Origin of the sequence: Falsihalocynthiibacter sp. S25ZX9 (assembly GCF_041205405.1) — a bacterium.
In the GTDB taxonomy this organism is placed as follows: Bacteria; Pseudomonadota; Alphaproteobacteria; order Rhodobacterales; family Rhodobacteraceae; genus Falsihalocynthiibacter; species Falsihalocynthiibacter arcticus.
In genome coordinates, this window is sequence record NZ_JBGFCD010000015.1 from 102,432 (window position 1) to 118,755 (window position 16,324).

At 52.7% G+C, this 16,324-nt stretch carries 16 protein-coding genes and 1 tRNA gene; 8 read left to right on the forward strand and 9 right to left on the reverse strand.

Annotated elements, in window-relative coordinates:
* Positions 1-4: 4 nt before the first annotated feature.
* The 5 genes from AB9F29_RS16490 (at position 5) to lpdA (ending at position 7,091) form a co-directional block, all read left to right on the forward strand.
* Positions 5-697, forward strand: a complete 693-nt coding sequence (locus AB9F29_RS16490) for a hypothetical protein (protein WP_335584124.1) — start codon at positions 5-7, stop codon at positions 695-697.
* On the forward strand, positions 694-3,645 hold the full coding sequence (locus AB9F29_RS16495) for a 2-oxoglutarate dehydrogenase E1 component (protein WP_369756441.1): 2,952 nt from the start codon (positions 694-696) through the stop codon (positions 3,643-3,645). Before AB9F29_RS16490 ends, AB9F29_RS16495 begins: the two co-directional genes overlap by 4 nt.
* A 6-nt stretch (positions 3,646-3,651) precedes the next feature.
* Positions 3,652-5,163 (forward strand): 2-oxoglutarate dehydrogenase complex dihydrolipoyllysine-residue succinyltransferase, encoded by a 1,512-nt coding sequence (gene odhB, locus AB9F29_RS16500; protein WP_369756442.1) that lies wholly within the window; start codon positions 3,652-3,654, stop codon positions 5,161-5,163.
* A 62-nt stretch (positions 5,164-5,225) separates the two neighbouring features.
* Positions 5,226-5,618: an MAPEG family protein gene (locus AB9F29_RS16505; protein ID WP_335584126.1), complete on the forward strand. Its 393-nt coding sequence runs from the start codon at positions 5,226-5,228 to the stop codon at positions 5,616-5,618.
* An 84-nt stretch (positions 5,619-5,702) separates the two neighbouring features.
* Complete coding sequence (gene lpdA, locus AB9F29_RS16510; RefSeq protein ID WP_369756443.1) at positions 5,703-7,091, forward strand: dihydrolipoyl dehydrogenase; 1,389 nt, start codon at positions 5,703-5,705, stop codon at positions 7,089-7,091.
* Positions 7,092-7,634: 543 nt separating this feature from the next.
* Here lpdA and AB9F29_RS16515 read toward each other — a convergent pair.
* From AB9F29_RS16515 to AB9F29_RS16550, 8 genes are all read right to left on the reverse strand, one after another.
* A complete protein-coding gene (locus AB9F29_RS16515) occupies positions 7,635-7,838 on the reverse strand; it encodes a hypothetical protein (RefSeq protein ID WP_335584128.1) in 204 nt (67 codons plus the stop codon).
* A 128-nt stretch (positions 7,839-7,966) separates the two neighbouring features.
* Positions 7,967-8,713 (reverse strand): SDR family NAD(P)-dependent oxidoreductase, encoded by a 747-nt coding sequence (locus tag AB9F29_RS16520; protein ID WP_039001430.1) that lies wholly within the window; start codon positions 8,711-8,713, stop codon positions 7,967-7,969.
* 38 nt (positions 8,714-8,751) lie between these two features.
* The gene (locus AB9F29_RS16525) at positions 8,752-11,007 is read right to left on the reverse strand and encodes a hypothetical protein (RefSeq protein WP_369756444.1); all 2,256 of its coding nucleotides are present in this window, start codon (positions 11,005-11,007) and stop codon (positions 8,752-8,754) included.
* Between the two features lie 23 nt (positions 11,008-11,030).
* A complete protein-coding gene (locus AB9F29_RS16530; protein ID WP_369756445.1) occupies positions 11,031-11,516 on the reverse strand; it encodes an ABC transporter permease subunit in 486 nt (161 codons plus the stop codon).
* A 22-nt stretch (positions 11,517-11,538) separates the two neighbouring features.
* Positions 11,539-11,781 (reverse strand): hypothetical protein, encoded by a 243-nt coding sequence (locus tag AB9F29_RS16535; protein WP_369756446.1) that lies wholly within the window; start codon positions 11,779-11,781, stop codon positions 11,539-11,541.
* Positions 11,775-12,824, reverse strand: a complete 1,050-nt coding sequence (locus AB9F29_RS16540) for an ATP-binding cassette domain-containing protein (protein WP_369756447.1) — start codon at positions 12,822-12,824, stop codon at positions 11,775-11,777. The genes AB9F29_RS16535 and AB9F29_RS16540 overlap by 7 nt, the downstream gene beginning before the upstream one ends.
* A 435-nt stretch (positions 12,825-13,259) precedes the next feature.
* Positions 13,260-13,901 (reverse strand): GntR family transcriptional regulator, encoded by a 642-nt coding sequence (locus tag AB9F29_RS16545; RefSeq protein ID WP_039001435.1) that lies wholly within the window; start codon positions 13,899-13,901, stop codon positions 13,260-13,262.
* Positions 13,902-13,932: 31 nt separating this feature from the next.
* On the reverse strand, positions 13,933-14,625 hold the full coding sequence (locus AB9F29_RS16550; RefSeq protein ID WP_369756449.1) for a M48 family metallopeptidase: 693 nt from the start codon (positions 14,623-14,625) through the stop codon (positions 13,933-13,935).
* Between the two features lie 156 nt (positions 14,626-14,781).
* Here AB9F29_RS16550 and AB9F29_RS16555 point away from each other — a divergent pair, with 156 nt between their 5' ends.
* From AB9F29_RS16555 to AB9F29_RS16565, 3 genes are all read left to right on the forward strand, one after another.
* A complete protein-coding gene (locus AB9F29_RS16555) occupies positions 14,782-15,114 on the forward strand; it encodes a TIGR02300 family protein (RefSeq protein WP_335584135.1) in 333 nt (110 codons plus the stop codon).
* An 80-nt stretch (positions 15,115-15,194) separates the two neighbouring features.
* Positions 15,195-15,270 (forward strand) — tRNA-Ala (locus AB9F29_RS16560).
* An 82-nt stretch (positions 15,271-15,352) separates the two neighbouring features.
* Entirely contained in the window at positions 15,353-15,748 is a 396-nt protein-coding gene (locus tag AB9F29_RS16565) for a DUF6538 domain-containing protein (RefSeq protein WP_369756450.1), read from the forward strand.
* 126 nt (positions 15,749-15,874) lie between these two features.
* On the opposite strand, the gene AB9F29_RS16570 is transcribed toward AB9F29_RS16565, so the two are convergent.
* The gene (locus tag AB9F29_RS16570; protein WP_369756451.1) at positions 15,875-16,120 is read right to left on the reverse strand and encodes a hypothetical protein; all 246 of its coding nucleotides are present in this window, start codon (positions 16,118-16,120) and stop codon (positions 15,875-15,877) included.
* Between the last annotated feature and the right edge of the window lie 204 nt (positions 16,121-16,324).

The window sequence follows — 16,324 nt, forward strand, 5'->3', positions numbered from 1 at the left end:
CAAAATGGGCCTGCGCGCACCCCTTGCACATTGGGTTGTTCCCGTAGCATTTGCTGCGGGACTTTCCCTAGTTGCGGGTAGCGCGCCGGCCGCCCCCCTCACCGCCCAAGAGGCCGCCGCCACCGCAATTTCGCGCTGCGCAGCCCTCCCAGAAGTGAAGCTCCTTTATTCCACTACCTTGTTGGACGAAGGCTGGCAGCGTGTCGAAAACACAAAAACACTGCCGGACATACTTACTGCAAGCAATCTTATCGCCACGCTTGACCCCGCCGCGACAAAGGCTTCGGTGCAAACAGCGCAATTCCTCACAATGTCGGTGCTCGGTGGGTCCAACTTAGCCCCAAACCAGCCCGTCTATCAGCACGGCGATGTCTTCTTTGCCCCTCTAGGTCTGGAAACAAAAAAACCGTGGTGCGTCCTCGCAGGTCCAAGCTGGCTTGCCATCCTCGCCGAAGAAACCCTTACCCAAACGCTCGTCCCATGGACTGGCTTGCCCGATGTTCCTAGCCGCCACCTTCTGCGCGAAGCCACGGAGCGCAGCCGTATCCTGCTGAGCGAAATTGACGTACAAACCGTCACCGATCTTTTAACGCCCATCGAAGAAACCGATGGCGCACCCGCCAAAACTCCCGCGCTCTATGCGGTAAATATCACGATTACAACAACCCCCATGTCACTCGGAAAGCTATCAGAATGACCGACCAAAGCTCTAACGACCAGTTCCACGCGTCCTCCTTCCTTCAAGGCCATAACGCGGAATACATTGAGCAACTTTACGCGCAATTTGCCAAAGACCCGACGGCTGTTGATACGGCTTGGCAGGCGTTTTTTGCGGGTTTAGGCGACAACGGCGATGATGTCGTTGCAGAAGCTTCTGGCCCAAGCTGGGCACGTGCCGATTGGCCTCCGATCCCACATGATGACCTCACGCAAGCGCTCGACGGTCAATGGGCCGCTGAACCCGAAGCTGCGGGTGCGAAAATCAAAAGTAAGGCCGCCGAAAAGGGTGTGGAAGTCTCCGACGATCAACTAAAGCAAGCCGTTCTCGATAGTATCCGCGCGTTGATGGTTATCCGCGCTTATCGCATCCGTGGCCACCTTGCGGCGGACCTAGACCCCCTTGGCATGACCGACACCACGACCCATCCTGAACTCGATCCAAAAACCTATGGCTTCCTTGAGGCCGACATGGACCGCCCGATCTTTATCGACAATGTTCTCGGACTTGAGATCGCGTCGATGCGCCAGATCATCGATATCGTCAAACGGACATATTGCGGCACGTTTGCGCTGCAATACATGCACATTTCCAACCCCGAAGAAGCAGGCTGGCTCAAGGAACGGATCGAAGGCTACGGCAAAGAAATCCAGTTCACCCGCGAAGGGCGCAAAGCCATTCTCAACAAGCTGGTTGAGGCCGAGGGTTTCGAAAAATTCCTGCACGTCAAATACATGGGCACCAAACGGTTTGGTCTGGATGGTGGCGAAAGCCTCATCCCCGCGATGGAGCAGATCATCAAACGCGGCGGCTCGCTGGGCGTCAAAGACATCGTGATCGGCATGCCCCACCGTGGTCGTCTATCCGTTCTGTGTAATGTGATGAGCAAACCATACCGCGCGATTTTCAATGAGTTTCAGGGCGGCAGCTATAAACCAGAAGACGTCGACGGTTCTGGCGATGTGAAATACCATCTCGGCGCGTCTTCGGACCGCGAGTTTGATGGCAACACGGTTCACCTCTCGTTGACCGCAAATCCAAGCCACCTTGAGGCCGTGAACCCCGTCGTCTTGGGCAAAGTGCGCGCCAAGCAAGCACAAATGAAGGATGTCAATCGTACCGAATCCTTGCCGATCCTTCTACACGGCGACGCGGCCTTTGCGGGCCAAGGTGTTGTGGCGGAATGTTTCGGTCTATCTGGTCTCGTGGGCCACAAAACTGGCGGCACAATCCACATCGTTGTGAACAACCAAATTGGCTTTACAACCGCGCCGCATTTTAGCCGGTCAAGCCCCTACCCCACGGATATTGCCTTGATGGTTGAGGCGCCGATTTTCCACGTGAACGGCGACGATCCCGAGGCGGTTGTTCATGCAGCCAAAGTTGCCACTGAATTCCGCCAAAAGTTCCACAAAGACGTGGTCCTCGATATATTCTGCTATCGTCGTTTTGGGCACAACGAGGGCGACGAGCCCATGTTCACCAACCCGATCATGTACAAGCGGATCAAAAAACAAAAGACCACTTTGCAGCTCTATACAGAGCGTTTGGTCAAAGACGGCTTGATCCCCGAAGGCGAGATTGAGGATATGAAGGCGAGCTTCCAAGCTTACCTCAACGCCGAATTCGAAGCTGGCAATGATTACAAACCGAACAAAGCCGACTGGCTTGACGGGCGCTGGAAGCACCTCAACGCGCAAAAAGAAACCTATCAGCGTGGGAAAACGGCAGTGTCTCCCAAAGTCTTTGCCGAAGTTGGCAAGGCGATCTCAACCGTTCCAGATGGGTTTCCAGTCCATAAAACAGTGGCACGCTTGATGGAAGCCAAGGCCAAAATGGTTGAAACTGGCAAAGGGATCGACTGGGCCACAGGCGAAGCCTTCGCATTTGGCTCCCTTGAGGTCGAAGGATACCCCGTGCGCCTTTCAGGCCAAGACGTGATGCGTGGCACCTTCAGCCAACGTCACTCAGGCATCGTAAACCAAGATACCGAAGAGCGCTATTTCCCGCTCAATCACATCCGCGAAGGCCAAGCACATTTTGATGTCATCGACTCGATGCTGTCCGAATACGCCGTGCTGGGGTTTGAATATGGCTACTCACTGGCCGAACCCAATGCTCTTGTGGCTTGGGAAGCGCAATTTGGCGATTTTGCCAATGGTGCGCAAATCATGATCGACCAGTTCATCTCATCTGGCGAGAGCAAATGGTTGCGCATGTCGGGCCTCGTGATGTTGTTGCCGCACGGATACGAAGGCCAAGGCCCAGAACACAGCTCAGCCCGCCTTGAGCGTTTCTTGCAAATGTGTGGACAGGACAACTGGATCGTCGCCAACTGTACGACCCCAGCCAACTATTTCCACATTCTGCGCCGCCAGATGCACCGCAGCTTCCGCAAGCCGCTGGTATTGATGACACCGAAATCACTGCTGCGCCACAAACTCGCGATTTCAACCGTCGAAGATTTCACGACAGGAAGCTCCTTCCACCGTGTCCTTTGGGATGACGCGCAAAAAGGCAATAGCGATACAACCTTGGCAGCAGACGATAAAATAAAACGCGTTGTCATGTGCTCTGGCAAGGTCTACTTCGACCTCCTCGAAGAGCGTGATGCCCGTGGAATCGATGATATTTACCTGATGCGTGTGGAACAATTCTACCCCTTCCCCGCCAAATCTCTGGTGAATGAGTTGAAACGGTTCGAAAACGCGGACGTCATCTGGTGCCAAGAAGAGCCAAAAAACCAAGGCGCTTGGACCTTCATGGAACCCAATATCGAATGGGTCCTCGGACGCATCAAAGCAAAACATCGCCGTCCCGTATATGCAGGACGCGCCACCGCGGCCAGCCCTGCGACGGGCCTCGCCTCTCAACATAAAGCTCAACAAGCGGCGCTCATCAACGAAGCGCTCACACTGCAAGGATAAGCTATCATGTCCACAGAAGTCCGTGTCCCCACTCTAGGCGAAAGCGTCACCGAAGCCACCGTCGCCACATGGTTCAAAAAGCCAGGCGACGCGGTTGCCGTCGATGAAATGCTCTGCGAACTGGAAACCGACAAGGTAACCGTCGAAGTCGCTGCGAGCGCTGCCGGTACTATGGAATCCATCATTGCCGCCGAAGGGGAAACCGTTGGCGTCGATGCACTCCTCGCAACAATCGATACAGGAGCTGGCGCGGCAAGTGCCCCCGCAGCCAAATCCGCAGCACCCGAAGCCGCGCCAACGGCGTCAAAACCCGCGTCAGAAACGACAACAAGCGTTGATGTCATGGTCCCTACCCTTGGCGAATCCGTAACCGAAGCAACGGTTTCCACATGGTTCAAAAAGGTCGGAGACACTGTTGCCCAAGATGAAATGCTTTGTGAACTCGAAACCGACAAAGTTTCCGTTGAAGTTTCTGCTCCCGCAGCTGGTGTATTGAGCGAAATCCTTGCACCTGAGGGCACCACTGTCGACGCGAAGGCCAAGCTCGCCGTTATCGGCGGAAGCGGCGCATCTTCTGCTGCGACCGCCGCCGCCGCGGCAACTGCACCGGCCGCAACCGCCGGCAAAAGCATCGAGGACGCCCCGAGTGCAAAAAAACTTATGGCCGAGAACAACCTTTCTGAAGGCTCCGTTCAAGGCACAGGCCGCGATGGCCGCGTTATGAAGGATGACGTGCAAAAGGCACTGGCATCAGCTTCGGCCGTTACCGCTCCATCTGCTGCCGCCGCACCACGCGCCCCAAGTGTCCCTGACGACGCCTCACGCGAAGAGCGCGTGAAAATGACACGCCTGCGCCAGACAATCGCGCGTCGCCTAAAAGAGAGCCAAAACACAGCGGCCATGCTGACCACTTATAACGAAGTGGACATGACCGAAGTGATGGGGCTTCGTAACGAATACAAAGACCTGTTCCTTAAAAAGCATGGCGTCAAGCTGGGCTTCATGTCCTTCTTCACCAAGGCATGCTGTCACGCCCTGAAGGAAATCCCAGAGGTCAACGCAGAGATCGATGGCACAGATGTCGTCTACAAAAACTTTGTGCACATGGGTATTGCAGCGGGCACCCCAACAGGTCTTGTTGTTCCGGTAATCCGTGACGCAGATGCCATGTCATTTGCTGAAATCGAAAAGGCCATCGCCGAAAAAGGCGCCCGGGCACGGGATGGAAAACTTTCCATGGCCGAAATGCAGGGTGGAACGTTCACGATCTCAAACGGCGGCGTCTATGGCTCGCTTATGTCCTCGCCCATCCTCAACCCGCCCCAAGCTGGCATCCTCGGCATGCACAAAATCCAAGACCGCCCCATGGCGATCAACGGACAAGTTGTCATTCGCCCGATGATGTATCTCGCGCTGTCTTACGACCACCGCATTGTGGACGGAAAAGGCGCAGTGACTTTCCTTGTGCGTGTTAAAGAAGCCCTCGAAGATCCCCGTCGCTTGTTGATGGATCTGTAAATTCAGACCGCCCCCGCTTCTCAAAGAGCGGGGGCGTCCGAACCACAAAGTAGGCCGCAAAGATGACCCCAGAACTTACCGCTCTTGCCCTCGCTGGCCTCGTGCAAAGCGCACAATACTTTTCCTATATGATCGCAGGGCAGCGCCAACTTGGTCGCAACGTCGCAATGGGGACGCGCGATAACGCGCCCGACTTGTCTGGAAATGCGGCCCGTATCAAACGCGCGCTGGACAACCATTTTGAGGGGCTGGTTATGTTCACCCTCGCTGTGGTTGTTGTCACGCTCGGCAATCAATCCTCCGTTCTCACGGCAACTTGCGCGTATATCTACGTCGTCGCGCGCATCTTATATGTGTTTTGCTATGTTTACGGGCTGACGCCTTGGCGAAGCTATGTTTGGTTCGCGGGCCTCGTTGCGACCATTATGATGATTATCGCAGCACTCATTCCCTAAACCCCTACATTCCAAACTTAAACCGCTTAAGCTTGGCCAGAAACACACTTTAGATTATTGAAATTCCTACCCAAGGAGAGACCCATGGCACATTATGATGCGATCGTTATCGGCAGCGGCCCCGGCGGCTATGTCTGCGCTATCCGCCTTGCCCAACTCGGCTTGAAAACTGCTTGCGTCGAGGGCCGCGACACACTCGGAGGCACCTGCCTCAATGTGGGCTGTATCCCCTCCAAGGCCCTATTGCATTCCAGCCACATGCTGCACGAAGCCGAACACAACTTCACAAAAATGGGCCTCATGGGAAAATCCCCTTCGGTCGATTGGCCCAAAATGAAGGCCTATAAAGAAGACGTTGTCAGCCAAAACACTAAAGGCATCGAGTTTCTATTTAAGAAGAACAAAATCGACTGGATCAAAGGTTGGGGCAGCATCCCCGCCGCAGGCCAAGTCAAAGTTGGCGACGAGGTTCACACAGCGACATCTATCGTCATCGCAACGGGATCCGAAGCCAGCAGCCTACGCGGCGTTGAAGTCGACGAGAAACGGATTGTCACATCAACTGGCGCGCTCGATTTAGCCAAAATCCCGCGCTCCATGGTTGTGATTGGCGCTGGCGTCATCGGGCTTGAGTTGGGGTCGGTTTACGCCCGCCTTGGCACCGAAGTGACCGTGATCGAGTTCCTCGACGAAATCACACCCGGCATGGATAAAGACGTACAGAAAACGTTGAAACGGATTCTCAGCAAACAAGGGCTGAACTTCATTATGGGTGCTGCAGTTCAAAACGTTGAAGCGACCAAAACCAAGGCAAAAGTCACCTATAAACTGCGCAAAGACGACAGCGAAGTGAGCCTTGATGCAGACGTCGTTTTGGTTGCAACGGGCCGTCGTCCTTATGTCGACAATCTTGGCTTTGAAGCCCTCGGCGGCAAAATGACGGAACGCGGACAAATCGCGACCGGTGCCCATTGGGATACAAATATCGAGGGCATTTACGCCATTGGCGACGTCATCGAAGGACCCATGCTGGCCCATAAAGCCGAAGACGAGGGCATGGCCGTCGCTGAGCAAATCGCAGGCAAATCAGGCCACGTGAACTATAACGTGATCCCCGGCGTGATCTACACGAGCCCCGAAGTGGCCAGCGTTGGCGCGACGGAACAGGTCCTGAAAGAAAAAGGCGTAGACTACAAAGTCGGGAAGTTTTCATTCATGGGGAACGCCCGCGCTAAGGCCGTTTTCCAAGGCGAAGGTTTCGTAAAAATCCTTGCAGACAAAGACACCGACCGCGTTTTAGGCGCTCATATCATCGGCCCCGCTGCTGGCGACATGATCCACGAGATTTGTATTGCTATGGAGTTTGGCGCCAGTGCTCAAGACATCGCGCTCACGTGCCATGCGCACCCAACCTACTCCGAAGCTGTACGCGAAGCCGCACTGGCCTGTGGCGACGGTCCGATCCACGCCTAATCCGATGTACCCGGCAATCAAAAAGGCAGCCCTGTGGTTGCCTTTTTGCGTTCTAAAGAAAACTAAACGCCCGTCTTGACGATATGAAGAGGAATGCTGAAGGACAGGACAAGCCCTAAGGCGCGCAGCCAGCTCAGACCGAAGATGGGCAAAATTCGGAAGCCATCGACCAGACAAGAAAACCGTGATCATCGCCGTCAAAAGGTTAGGACAGAAACCCCCTGCCCCTCCCGAAGTTACGCGGTGAAATAAAGGGGGTTTGCCAAGTTTTGCCCCGCAAACAGTACCCCCATAAAAGAAGCATACGTGCTTACGAACAAATACAGAGGGCTGCCGTTTGGGACCTTAACGAATTCGGGTACAATCATAAGGATCGGAAAGGGGCCGAGCGAGCAAGGCTCACCAAAAACCGTTCAGGTCAGCGTTTCGGTCCCAAATGTTCCGCGAGAGAATTGCGCCGGTTGTTTTCAAAATGATAAACAGGCTCTTGGTCATCGAGATAGCGAGGGGGCGGCGCATGAGCGGTTACGTTGTTAGAACAATTTAGAAAGCACGATTTTTGCGCGACGGATACTTGCGTTCAGGCGTGTCACGCAGGGGAGCCAACATGACGCGAAACCGAGGAAGGCGATTCACAACTTCCAGAAACGGGTAACGCACGAGGAGAACAAGCGGCGCAACAGTGGTGAGGAAGGAGGCTTGTCCGGACGTATACCCAAGAAGGTGACTGGCAAACATAATCATCATGCCACCGACCATCTTATCTTTGAGGGCATCTCGGTATATGACGCCTTAGTAAGGCGGGGGTGGCCATCAATATACCTCCGCTTGAAATATGGGTTGGCCACAGCCCAGAAAGGCTGTGGCCGCGCTGCTTAAGAGAAGAGCAAGCCGCCATTTATGTCGACGTTTGCACCCGTGATAAAGGAAGCTTCGTCGGACGCGAGGAATACGGCCAAGTTTGCAACCTCGTCTGGCGTGCCTTCGCGTTTCAAGGGGGTGATGCCAGCGACATGCGTACGCACTTCTGGCTTGGAGAAGATGTTGTGAAAATCAGTGTCGATCATGCCCGGACACAATGCATTCACGCGAACTTTCGGCCCAAGTTCTTTGGCCAAGCCACGGGTCAAGGTTGTCATCGCACCTTTGGACGCCGCATAAACTGCAGCCCCCGGTCCACCACCGTCGCGGCCCGCTTGCGACGCAATCGACACAATAGAAGACCCTTCATTGAGGAACGGAATGACTGCATTTACGGCGAGGAAGAACGACGTTGTGTTCAACTCCATAACCTTGTTCCAGTGCTCCAAAGTCATGTCCGCGATAGAAACACGCTTAACGATCCCGCCAGACACATGCATAAGTGTATCAACGCTTCCGTAAGCTTCAACAGTCGCCGCAACGAGCGCTTTTACTTCGTTTTGTTTGGTCATGTCGCCTTGCATTGCGAAGGCATTGCCACCCGCGGCTTTGATTTCAGCAACGGCTGAATCTGCACCTTCGGAAGACTGGAAATAGTTGATCGCAACGTTCGCGCCTTCTTTAGCCAAACGCATAACGCAAGCACGACCAATATCGCGTCCGCCGCCAGTTACAATCGCGGTTTTTCCTTTGAGATTCATAGTAAGCTCCTGTTATTCACCCAACATCGGGTGATTCCTTAGGCTTTCGCCAGTTTTTGGATGGTGATTTTAAACGCGTTTTCATCCGCGTCGGTGAAGTAAAAATCGCGATCATACCCTTGATCATCAAGGAAATGGAAAACCCGTTTTGGGGCCTCCATTGAATATGAAACAAGCAGAATTGCTATGCGATGACGTTTTTCTTTGGGGAATTTCACGTGAAGGGCCGTCGAAACAGCAAGCCCGTCATACTCGCTTGGGCCAACATCGGGAAAACCAGTTTTTTCAACATTGCAGCGGAAGTTGGATTTTCCGAGGTCATATTCGCCATTTGTTTGGCACAGCCAATTTATGTCAATGAACACATAATAGCTGTCACGCACGAAATGGACTTCGCGTTGAACCTTCGTCTCGGAGAAGTTGAAATGCTTATAGGCTTCGGTCGTGTCCCCCTTGATATAAATGTGGTTTTCCCGCTCTTCGGCGAAACCTGCTAGGCAGAACGCATTTTGGTCGCCGTGACTGTGGGAAGCGGAGCCGTAAGGTGAGGACTTAAACACAAATTGAATGTGCTCCTTTGGGTCGCCCAAACGGTGCTGAATGGCGGCGCGGCGCGTATCCGGGCTGTTGGTATAGGCGGGGAAGTCACCCGTTTGTTGAATAAACGGACGCTGGTACAGGTCGATCCCGAAATTGGGTCTCACGAGATTTGCCGCTTCTGTCAAATGGGCCGTGCTCGACATCCAATAATGCGGTCCTTCGGCCCCCCTCCCCGCGTTATCGCCCCAAGGGGTATAGCTGGTCGAAAGGAAATTGATGGAAGGATCGAGCCATTCTTTTGCTTCCGCCCCCTCGCCCCTCATCGTGATACAGGCAGGAATAGGTACGGCGGAAACCCCACACACAGCATGACTGTTGCAGAGAAAAGGCTGAATTTTGGCGTGTTTTATAAGGTGGTCCACCGTCTGACGGGTGCGCTCAAAAAGGTGGTGGCGGGCGAAGACACGTTCCTCCTCCGGCGGTAAATCATGCAGCCAGTAAAAGCCCCGAACCAAGGCAACGCTAACGCAAAACGCCCACTCATCGGTATAAGGCCGCGACGTTGCGCTATCAATTTCCCACGGACAGGCCGGTAATTGCCACTCTTTTACCCGCCGCAAGTAGGCGGGGTTTTCAAGAACCTTCCCCGCGATGGCCAAGTGGCGAATGGCATAGACCAATTCTTGGTAATCAATATTGGGTTGGCGCCAAGCAGGCGGCGTGCGTTGATCGTTTTCATAGCGTGAAGGCTCGGCCATGATGTCGTGGTCCATCCCCCCCTTGGCGGACTTTTTAACGAACACATGCCATGAATAATAGCTCAGGTCCTTGGCAACATCCTTCTTGAAGGTCGCTAGAGTTCGCGAATTTGTCCACAACCGAGGGTGGCTCGCTTCCACCCATCCATACCGCACCGTACGGTCAGAAGGCGGCACATTGGTTTGGGCATCAATCACTGTAAACGCACGGATTTTGGACCAGTTCGCCTCAGTCTTACCCGCGGCTTCATCCCAGACATCGAAGCCCCAAAAACAATATCCTGTCTCCAATCCGGTGCCGCGGGTGAAAAACTTCCACGGAAGATTTTCGAAAAACTGTGTCTTATGCGCGATTTCCTCGCCAACCGGCAACCATTTGAATCGGGGCTGATTTTCAGCGAGTTCACCTCCTTGGGTAAAAGTTTCGGGGTCAATCAAACCTTCGGCGTTCCATTTAGAGAAGTTCTTGATGCCTTCTTTGACGCTGTTTTCCATGTAGTCATGACAGATTTGATCATCATTGAGATAAAAATCGTTGTGGGAATCCGCCCCAGATGTGTGGCCGTCCCACATTGTCACAAGGCGCTGCATTTCCTCCCACTCCCGGTTAAAAACGGGGATTTCATCCTTTAGGCCGTTGCTATTGAGAACTTGAGCGCGAAACTCTGTCAAAATCGCATAAATTTCATCGACGTTCCGAGGAGCTTCTAGGCCCAGTTGGTTGAAGCTTTCCTTGAGCGCTTGGCCACCAACAATGTCAGGAGTATCATCCGATGCGAGCATGATATTGAACGCATCTTGGGTCACGTTTGATGCGGCAGCGGTGGCCAATTCAATCGGCCAATTGTCATCATAGACGAATAGTTTTTTGTGGGAAAAAATGTCCAATGTGATCGGTTCTTCCGACGCAAGGTACTCCCCCCCCGCCAAAACAGGACGTGCTGGTCCGATTGCCGTTGACAACAACGCGGCCCCAACCAAAGTAGTTTTCCGCATATAATTTCCATAATGCTTTGACTTCATTGTTCTTTTACGCCGCCTTTAAAAATACCTTTGTTGAAGGATTTCTGGATGAACGGGTAAACAATCAAAACCATAAGGATCGAGCAGACCATGACCGCGGCATTGACGGCTTCGAACGAAAAGGCGGATGTAAGCAATACAGCCCCGAAGTCATTGTCGGCCTGAAGCTCTACAATAATTTTGCGCATATTGACTTGAAACGACGACTTATCTTCGTCGCGCACCAAGATCATCGCACAGAAAAACCCGTTCCACCGCACCACAATACAGAACAGACTGATCGTCGCGATTGCCGGTTTTGAAAGCGGGATGAACACTTTCCAAAGCCCTTGGAACTCCTTGGTGCTATCCAAACGTGCCGCTTCCCCAGAGGGAGCAAGGAGTGCCTCAAAAAATTTGCGCAAAAGGGTAATGTTGAAAGCGTTCACCAGCGCCATGTTCAAATAGGCAAATGCTTTGTCGCCGCGAGAGTAAAGGTTCATGTTTTTCTGCAAGTATTTATCCTCACCACAATGAAGCGCGCGAAACGGGTTTGCTGATTGTGGCGGCAGTCGCAACAAGGACAAATGCGACGACAGCGTTGAACAGGCCCGCGGCGGGAGCCGCATCATATTGCGCCCCGGCAAGACCCTGAGGATAAATGAAGCTCGAAATCACATCGGAGATTTCATAAGCCGTGGGTTGATACAGCAGGAAGATGAACTCGAACCAGATCTCAAGAATATTGCCGATCCGAATAATCAACATGACGAGGACTGTTGGCAAAATCGAACTAAAGCCAGCCTCTTGCTAAATACCAGAACGACGGTTGAGATAAAATGCGGCAAATACACAATGGTTTGCGCGATTTTCTTCAGGCCAGGGATTACGAACTCATTGAAAGCCAAGGCTAAGATGATCGGTATCGGGAAGGCAATCTGGAGGCCGTACATAGGTTTGCACAAGAAAATCAGAAACCAGATGACCGTGGGCGCAAGCAGCAGATATATTTGCCATTTCCGCCGCATGTGAAGACAAACCCACATCGCATTTTCAGAGAGTCGTCGCATAGGCCGCCCCCTCTGTGTGTTTTTAGGGAGGCCGATGGCACGGCCCGTTTTTATACCAAAAACTTTGATCCGAGACGTATCGACATAGAGTGCTTTGAGATGGGGAGTTTCCCCATGCGTTTGAACTTTGGGCACGAAGGAAACATCGTCAACTTGCGAATGCAAAAGCGCTTCAGAGCCCAAGGTTTCTACCGAATCCAACGCAATTGGCATGGCTACACCACCACTGTTTTGCCCAATGCGCCCATTGCACATAACGACGATACGATCCGCCGAAGTTATGGCTTCGGCCTGATCGTGCGTCACGTATATGGAGGTCGCGTCAAGACGTTTGTGAAGCCGTTTAAGCTCGGCGCGCATTTGTGTCCGCAGCTTGGCGTCCAGATTTGACCGAGTTTCATCAAACAGAGAAACTTCTGGGCGGTGAACGATTGCACGCCCCATCGCAAAGGGGTGTCTTTGCCCTCCAGAGAGGTCCGCAGGCCGCCTCTCAAGGTCCTCGGTCAACCCAAGTGTCTCGCCAACAGCAACGACGGGTTCCTTACTTTCGCCCTTTGGAATTTTATAAATTTCGAGGCCAAACGCGATATTTTCAGCCACAATTGGGTTGGGGTAGAGCGCAGAGTTTTGGATAACCATCGCCGCAGCGCGATCCTTGGGTTTGACCTTCAAATCAGTCCCGTGAACTGCTTGTATGGCGCCAAATTTCTCGACGATTTTGTTTAGTTGAACACCTAACAAATCTGCCTCCCAAACAACTCGTCGATTTCTATCGCCAACCTGCGCGGTAATTTTCACCCGTCTGGATCATCCTAGCGTTGCTACGCTTCTGGACGCATTTCAGGGTTCGGCGTTTGAAAAAACATAGCGCCCAGCCTTACAACATTCAATACAAATATTTACAAATATTCCGAAAGGAGTGAGGAAAACTCAATTCTCAATATTTTAACGAACAAAAACAACGTGATGAAAATCTCAACCCGAACACCACCAACCAAATATTGCTACAACTACGCTCCTTATTAAATGAATTTATAAATATGCGGCTGTAATTTTACAAATAAACAACCGTATAGCATCTCATGGATGCCTCCTATCCGGCGTTCGAAGAAATAGCCCAAAGCTGATTCGAACATTCCCAAATTCTTACAAATATATGAATCGAGGGGAAGGCCGCTAACTCGCCAATAGGCGCAACCCTTGGGTCACATCGGTGCGAATGGCCAGACGCAAGCCTGGCTCATCTCCCGCACGCAGAGCCGCAACAATAAGACGGTGATTTCTTGGCGTCTCGGTACGGCGTAATTTCCCGTAGAGGGCGCGCATCGTTGGTCCAAGTTGAAGCCAAACAGTTTCCGTCATCGCCAAGATAGCAGGCGCCTGAGCACGCAAATAAAGCGTTCGATGGAATTCCAAGTTGGTGCGAATATAGCCAACAGCATCCTGTTTTGCGATATGTTCGGCGATCGAAACATTGATGGTCTGCAACCGTTCTATCAAGGCCATATGCGCGCGTGGAAGGGCGCGACTTGATAATTCAGGCTCCAACAGCGCCCGCAATGCTGCCAATTCTTCGATTCGTTCGTTTGACAACTCAGGCGTTGAAATCCGCCCAGAGGAGGACAGCGTCAACGCGCCCTCTGCCACCAAACGCCGCGCGGCCTCCCGAACAGGGGTCATCGACACGCCATATTCCGCCCCCAAACCCCGCAAGGTTAGCGACTGACCGGGCGCAAGTTCGCCATGCATGATCTTCGCCCGTAGGTGGCGATAGATTTGCTCGTGAAGGGCGTCATTTTGGCGGCTGTTTGTCTGCATAAAACCAATGTGATCACAAAACAGATCTACGTCAATCCGTGAAACGAAACTGATGCAATTCTTCGCCGTGAACACGCAGCCAATTGCGGGCGTCTTTATGGTCGGGAAAAATTCGCTCGACAACGGCCCAAAAATCAGCGGAATGGTTCATCTCTAAGCGGTGGGCCACCTCATGCGCCGCGACATAGCGCAATACGTAGGGTGGGGCCATAACGAGGCGCCAGCTGTACATCAATTTTCCATCGTGTGCGCAAGATCCCCACCGAGACCGTGTGTCGCGCAAGGAAATTCGCCCTAAGCTCACCCCCAAGTCGTGGGCGAATCCTTCGCTGGCCTCGGTCAAATCAACGCGCGCAGCAAGTTTTAGGAAGCTCGCGACCCGAATAGGCACCTTTTGCGACTCCATCGGCACATATATGACCCCATCGACGAATTTTGCAGCCCGCCCCCTGCCCTCAACGATGGGAATCTTGGCCCCACGGAACCACACCCAGCCGCCAATTTCGGGCACCAAATTTTCAGGACGCGCCACAAGATGGCCGCGAATCCAGTCCGCTTTTTCATATGCAAAAGCAATGGCTTCCCGCTCTTTTGCCCGCTTGGGCATCGTCAACGTCACCCGCCCGTCAAGGCGCGAAACACGCAGACTGAGCCTCTTGGCCTGCGCTGAGCGACGCAGAGTTACTTCAAGCTGAGGCTCGCCAGGTAATAATAGGCGGTCCATCGCCCCTCCAAGTTAACAAATCGTTTCACACTTCGTAAAAGTGTACGAGAAAAACCGCTTCTTACCCCTACAATCTTTAAAAGCCTTTGACACCCTATCCATGTTGTGGCAGTTGGCTTCAACTCTGAAATTCTAGATAGCTTGAAGGGGACAACCATGCCCAAAGAAGAATGGGGTATTAAACGTGTTTGCCCAACGACCGGCAAGCGGTTTTACGACCTAAACAATAAACCAATCATTAGCCCTTACACGGGTGAAGAAGTTGTTATCGACACCTCGTCGAAAGCACGCACCATGATGGCGGATAAGGCCGATGCTGAAACCGCGTCCAAAGATGCAGAAAAAGAAGAAGTTGTCGTTCTAGAGGATGATGATGATGAAGTTGAGGAAGTTGATCTCGAAGATGACTTCATTGAGGACGACGACGATGACGACACTGTGCCTCTCGACGAGATCGCAGATGTCGCGGCGCCTGACGACGACAATTAATCTTTTGCGCGGGGATTTTTTCCCTTGATCTCCTCCCCGCGCTTGCCTAAACAGCACTTCGCAACACCTAGTTGCAGGATGGGGCCTTAGCTCAGTTGGTAGAGCGCTTGCATGGCATGCAAGAGGTCAGCGGTTCGATTCCGCTAGGCTCCACCATCCAATCAGAATCACCCTATATTACTGCAAGTTGCTGCTTTTAAAGCGATATCTATCCAGCGTGCTACAGAAGAGTGTTACAGTGGCAGTTTTAAAAAACATGGCCGGACACCCAAGATTATATCGCCGCAACGCCACCTATTATCACCGAGCAGCTATTCCAAAAGACATTGCCAACACCTACCCCAAAGCAGAAGAAACCTTCTCGCTCGGCGCAACAGATCACCGAGAGGCCGTTCGAATTGGCCCCATCGTATCTTCGCTGTCCCCCGATCAGATAGAGGCCATCAAGGGCACCTACTTCCACTATCGTCTAGAAGAGGACGACGAGTCTCGCATCACAGGGTTCAAAGGTGAAGTAGACCGTAATGAGCGCTTTCATTTTGAAACCGCACATGAAGAGTGTAACGAGAAGGTCTCACAAGCGCTGACAGACACCCGCAACTCCTTTGAAGAATATGACGATACCGAAACGTAAACACTATGCACGAGGTGATCAGGCTACGTTCTTTCGCAGCGAGGCTGAAGACGTGCTTTAATGGGACGGAGTTGCGATCAAGTTAACAGCAGAGTCCACGTCTTGGCCTCTCCTTATTCGCGCCATTCAGGAGGCTGATAGCGGCAAATCAACTGGAGCCGTTTTGAGTGCGCCAAGCATCGCCAAAATATTTGCTCTAGGCAGTGTCGCACTTGCGGAGCTTCCGCGGTTCACCTCAATTATTTTACCCGCACTTGTATGGAGCACAACATGGCACCCCCAACCTGCAGCAGTGGTTCCTGAAAGTACTGCTCCGTCCGCATAAGCCACGGCTCTTTGTTCTGCCAGAGCAGTTTCTTTATGTTTAATCATATCGTTTCCTTACTTATTTCAATGTTTTATGGCGTGTCCGCAGATCGTTTTGGGACAAGTTTGTGAGATCAATCGGGAAACATCAGAGGTGGTCCTAAGTTTTCGACCAGTTTGCAGCCTTGTTAAGGTGGATCAGGGTTTCATGTCAGGCTGCTACTCTCATTGGTTCTGTTTTGTTGGCATAGGCCTCGTCGGGGGGCAAGA

What these genes read in the sequence shown, in the direction of transcription:
- AB9F29_RS16490 (WP_335584124.1), top strand. Translation starts at nt 5, where the DNA reads ATGGGCCTGCGCGCACCCCTTGCACATTGGGTTGTTCCCGTAGCATTT.
- AB9F29_RS16495 (WP_369756441.1), top strand. Translation starts at nt 694, where the DNA reads ATGACCGACCAAAGCTCTAACGACCAGTTCCACGCGTCCTCCTTCCTT.
- odhB (WP_369756442.1), top strand. Translation starts at nt 3,652, where the DNA reads ATGTCCACAGAAGTCCGTGTCCCCACTCTAGGCGAAAGCGTCACCGAA.
- AB9F29_RS16505 (WP_335584126.1), top strand. Translation starts at nt 5,226, where the DNA reads ATGACCCCAGAACTTACCGCTCTTGCCCTCGCTGGCCTCGTGCAAAGC.
- lpdA (WP_369756443.1), top strand. Translation starts at nt 5,703, where the DNA reads ATGGCACATTATGATGCGATCGTTATCGGCAGCGGCCCCGGCGGCTAT.
- AB9F29_RS16515 (WP_335584128.1), bottom strand. Translation starts at nt 7,838, where the DNA reads ATGATGATTATGTTTGCCAGTCACCTTCTTGGGTATACGTCCGGACAA.
- AB9F29_RS16520 (WP_039001430.1), bottom strand. Translation starts at nt 8,713, where the DNA reads ATGAATCTCAAAGGAAAAACCGCGATTGTAACTGGCGGCGGACGCGAT.
- AB9F29_RS16525 (WP_369756444.1), bottom strand. Translation starts at nt 11,007, where the DNA reads ATGCGGAAAACTACTTTGGTTGGGGCCGCGTTGTTGTCAACGGCAATC.
- AB9F29_RS16530 (WP_369756445.1), bottom strand. Translation starts at nt 11,516, where the DNA reads ATGAACCTTTACTCTCGCGGCGACAAAGCATTTGCCTATTTGAACATG.
- AB9F29_RS16535 (WP_369756446.1), bottom strand. Translation starts at nt 11,781, where the DNA reads ATGTTGATTATTCGGATCGGCAATATTCTTGAGATCTGGTTCGAGTTC.
- AB9F29_RS16545 (WP_039001435.1), bottom strand. Translation starts at nt 13,901, where the DNA reads ATGCAGACAAACAGCCGCCAAAATGACGCCCTTCACGAGCAAATCTAT.
- AB9F29_RS16550 (WP_369756449.1), bottom strand. Translation starts at nt 14,625, where the DNA reads ATGGACCGCCTATTATTACCTGGCGAGCCTCAGCTTGAAGTAACTCTG.
- AB9F29_RS16555 (WP_335584135.1), top strand. Translation starts at nt 14,782, where the DNA reads ATGCCCAAAGAAGAATGGGGTATTAAACGTGTTTGCCCAACGACCGGC.
- AB9F29_RS16570 (WP_369756451.1), bottom strand. Translation starts at nt 16,120, where the DNA reads ATGATTAAACATAAAGAAACTGCTCTGGCAGAACAAAGAGCCGTGGCT.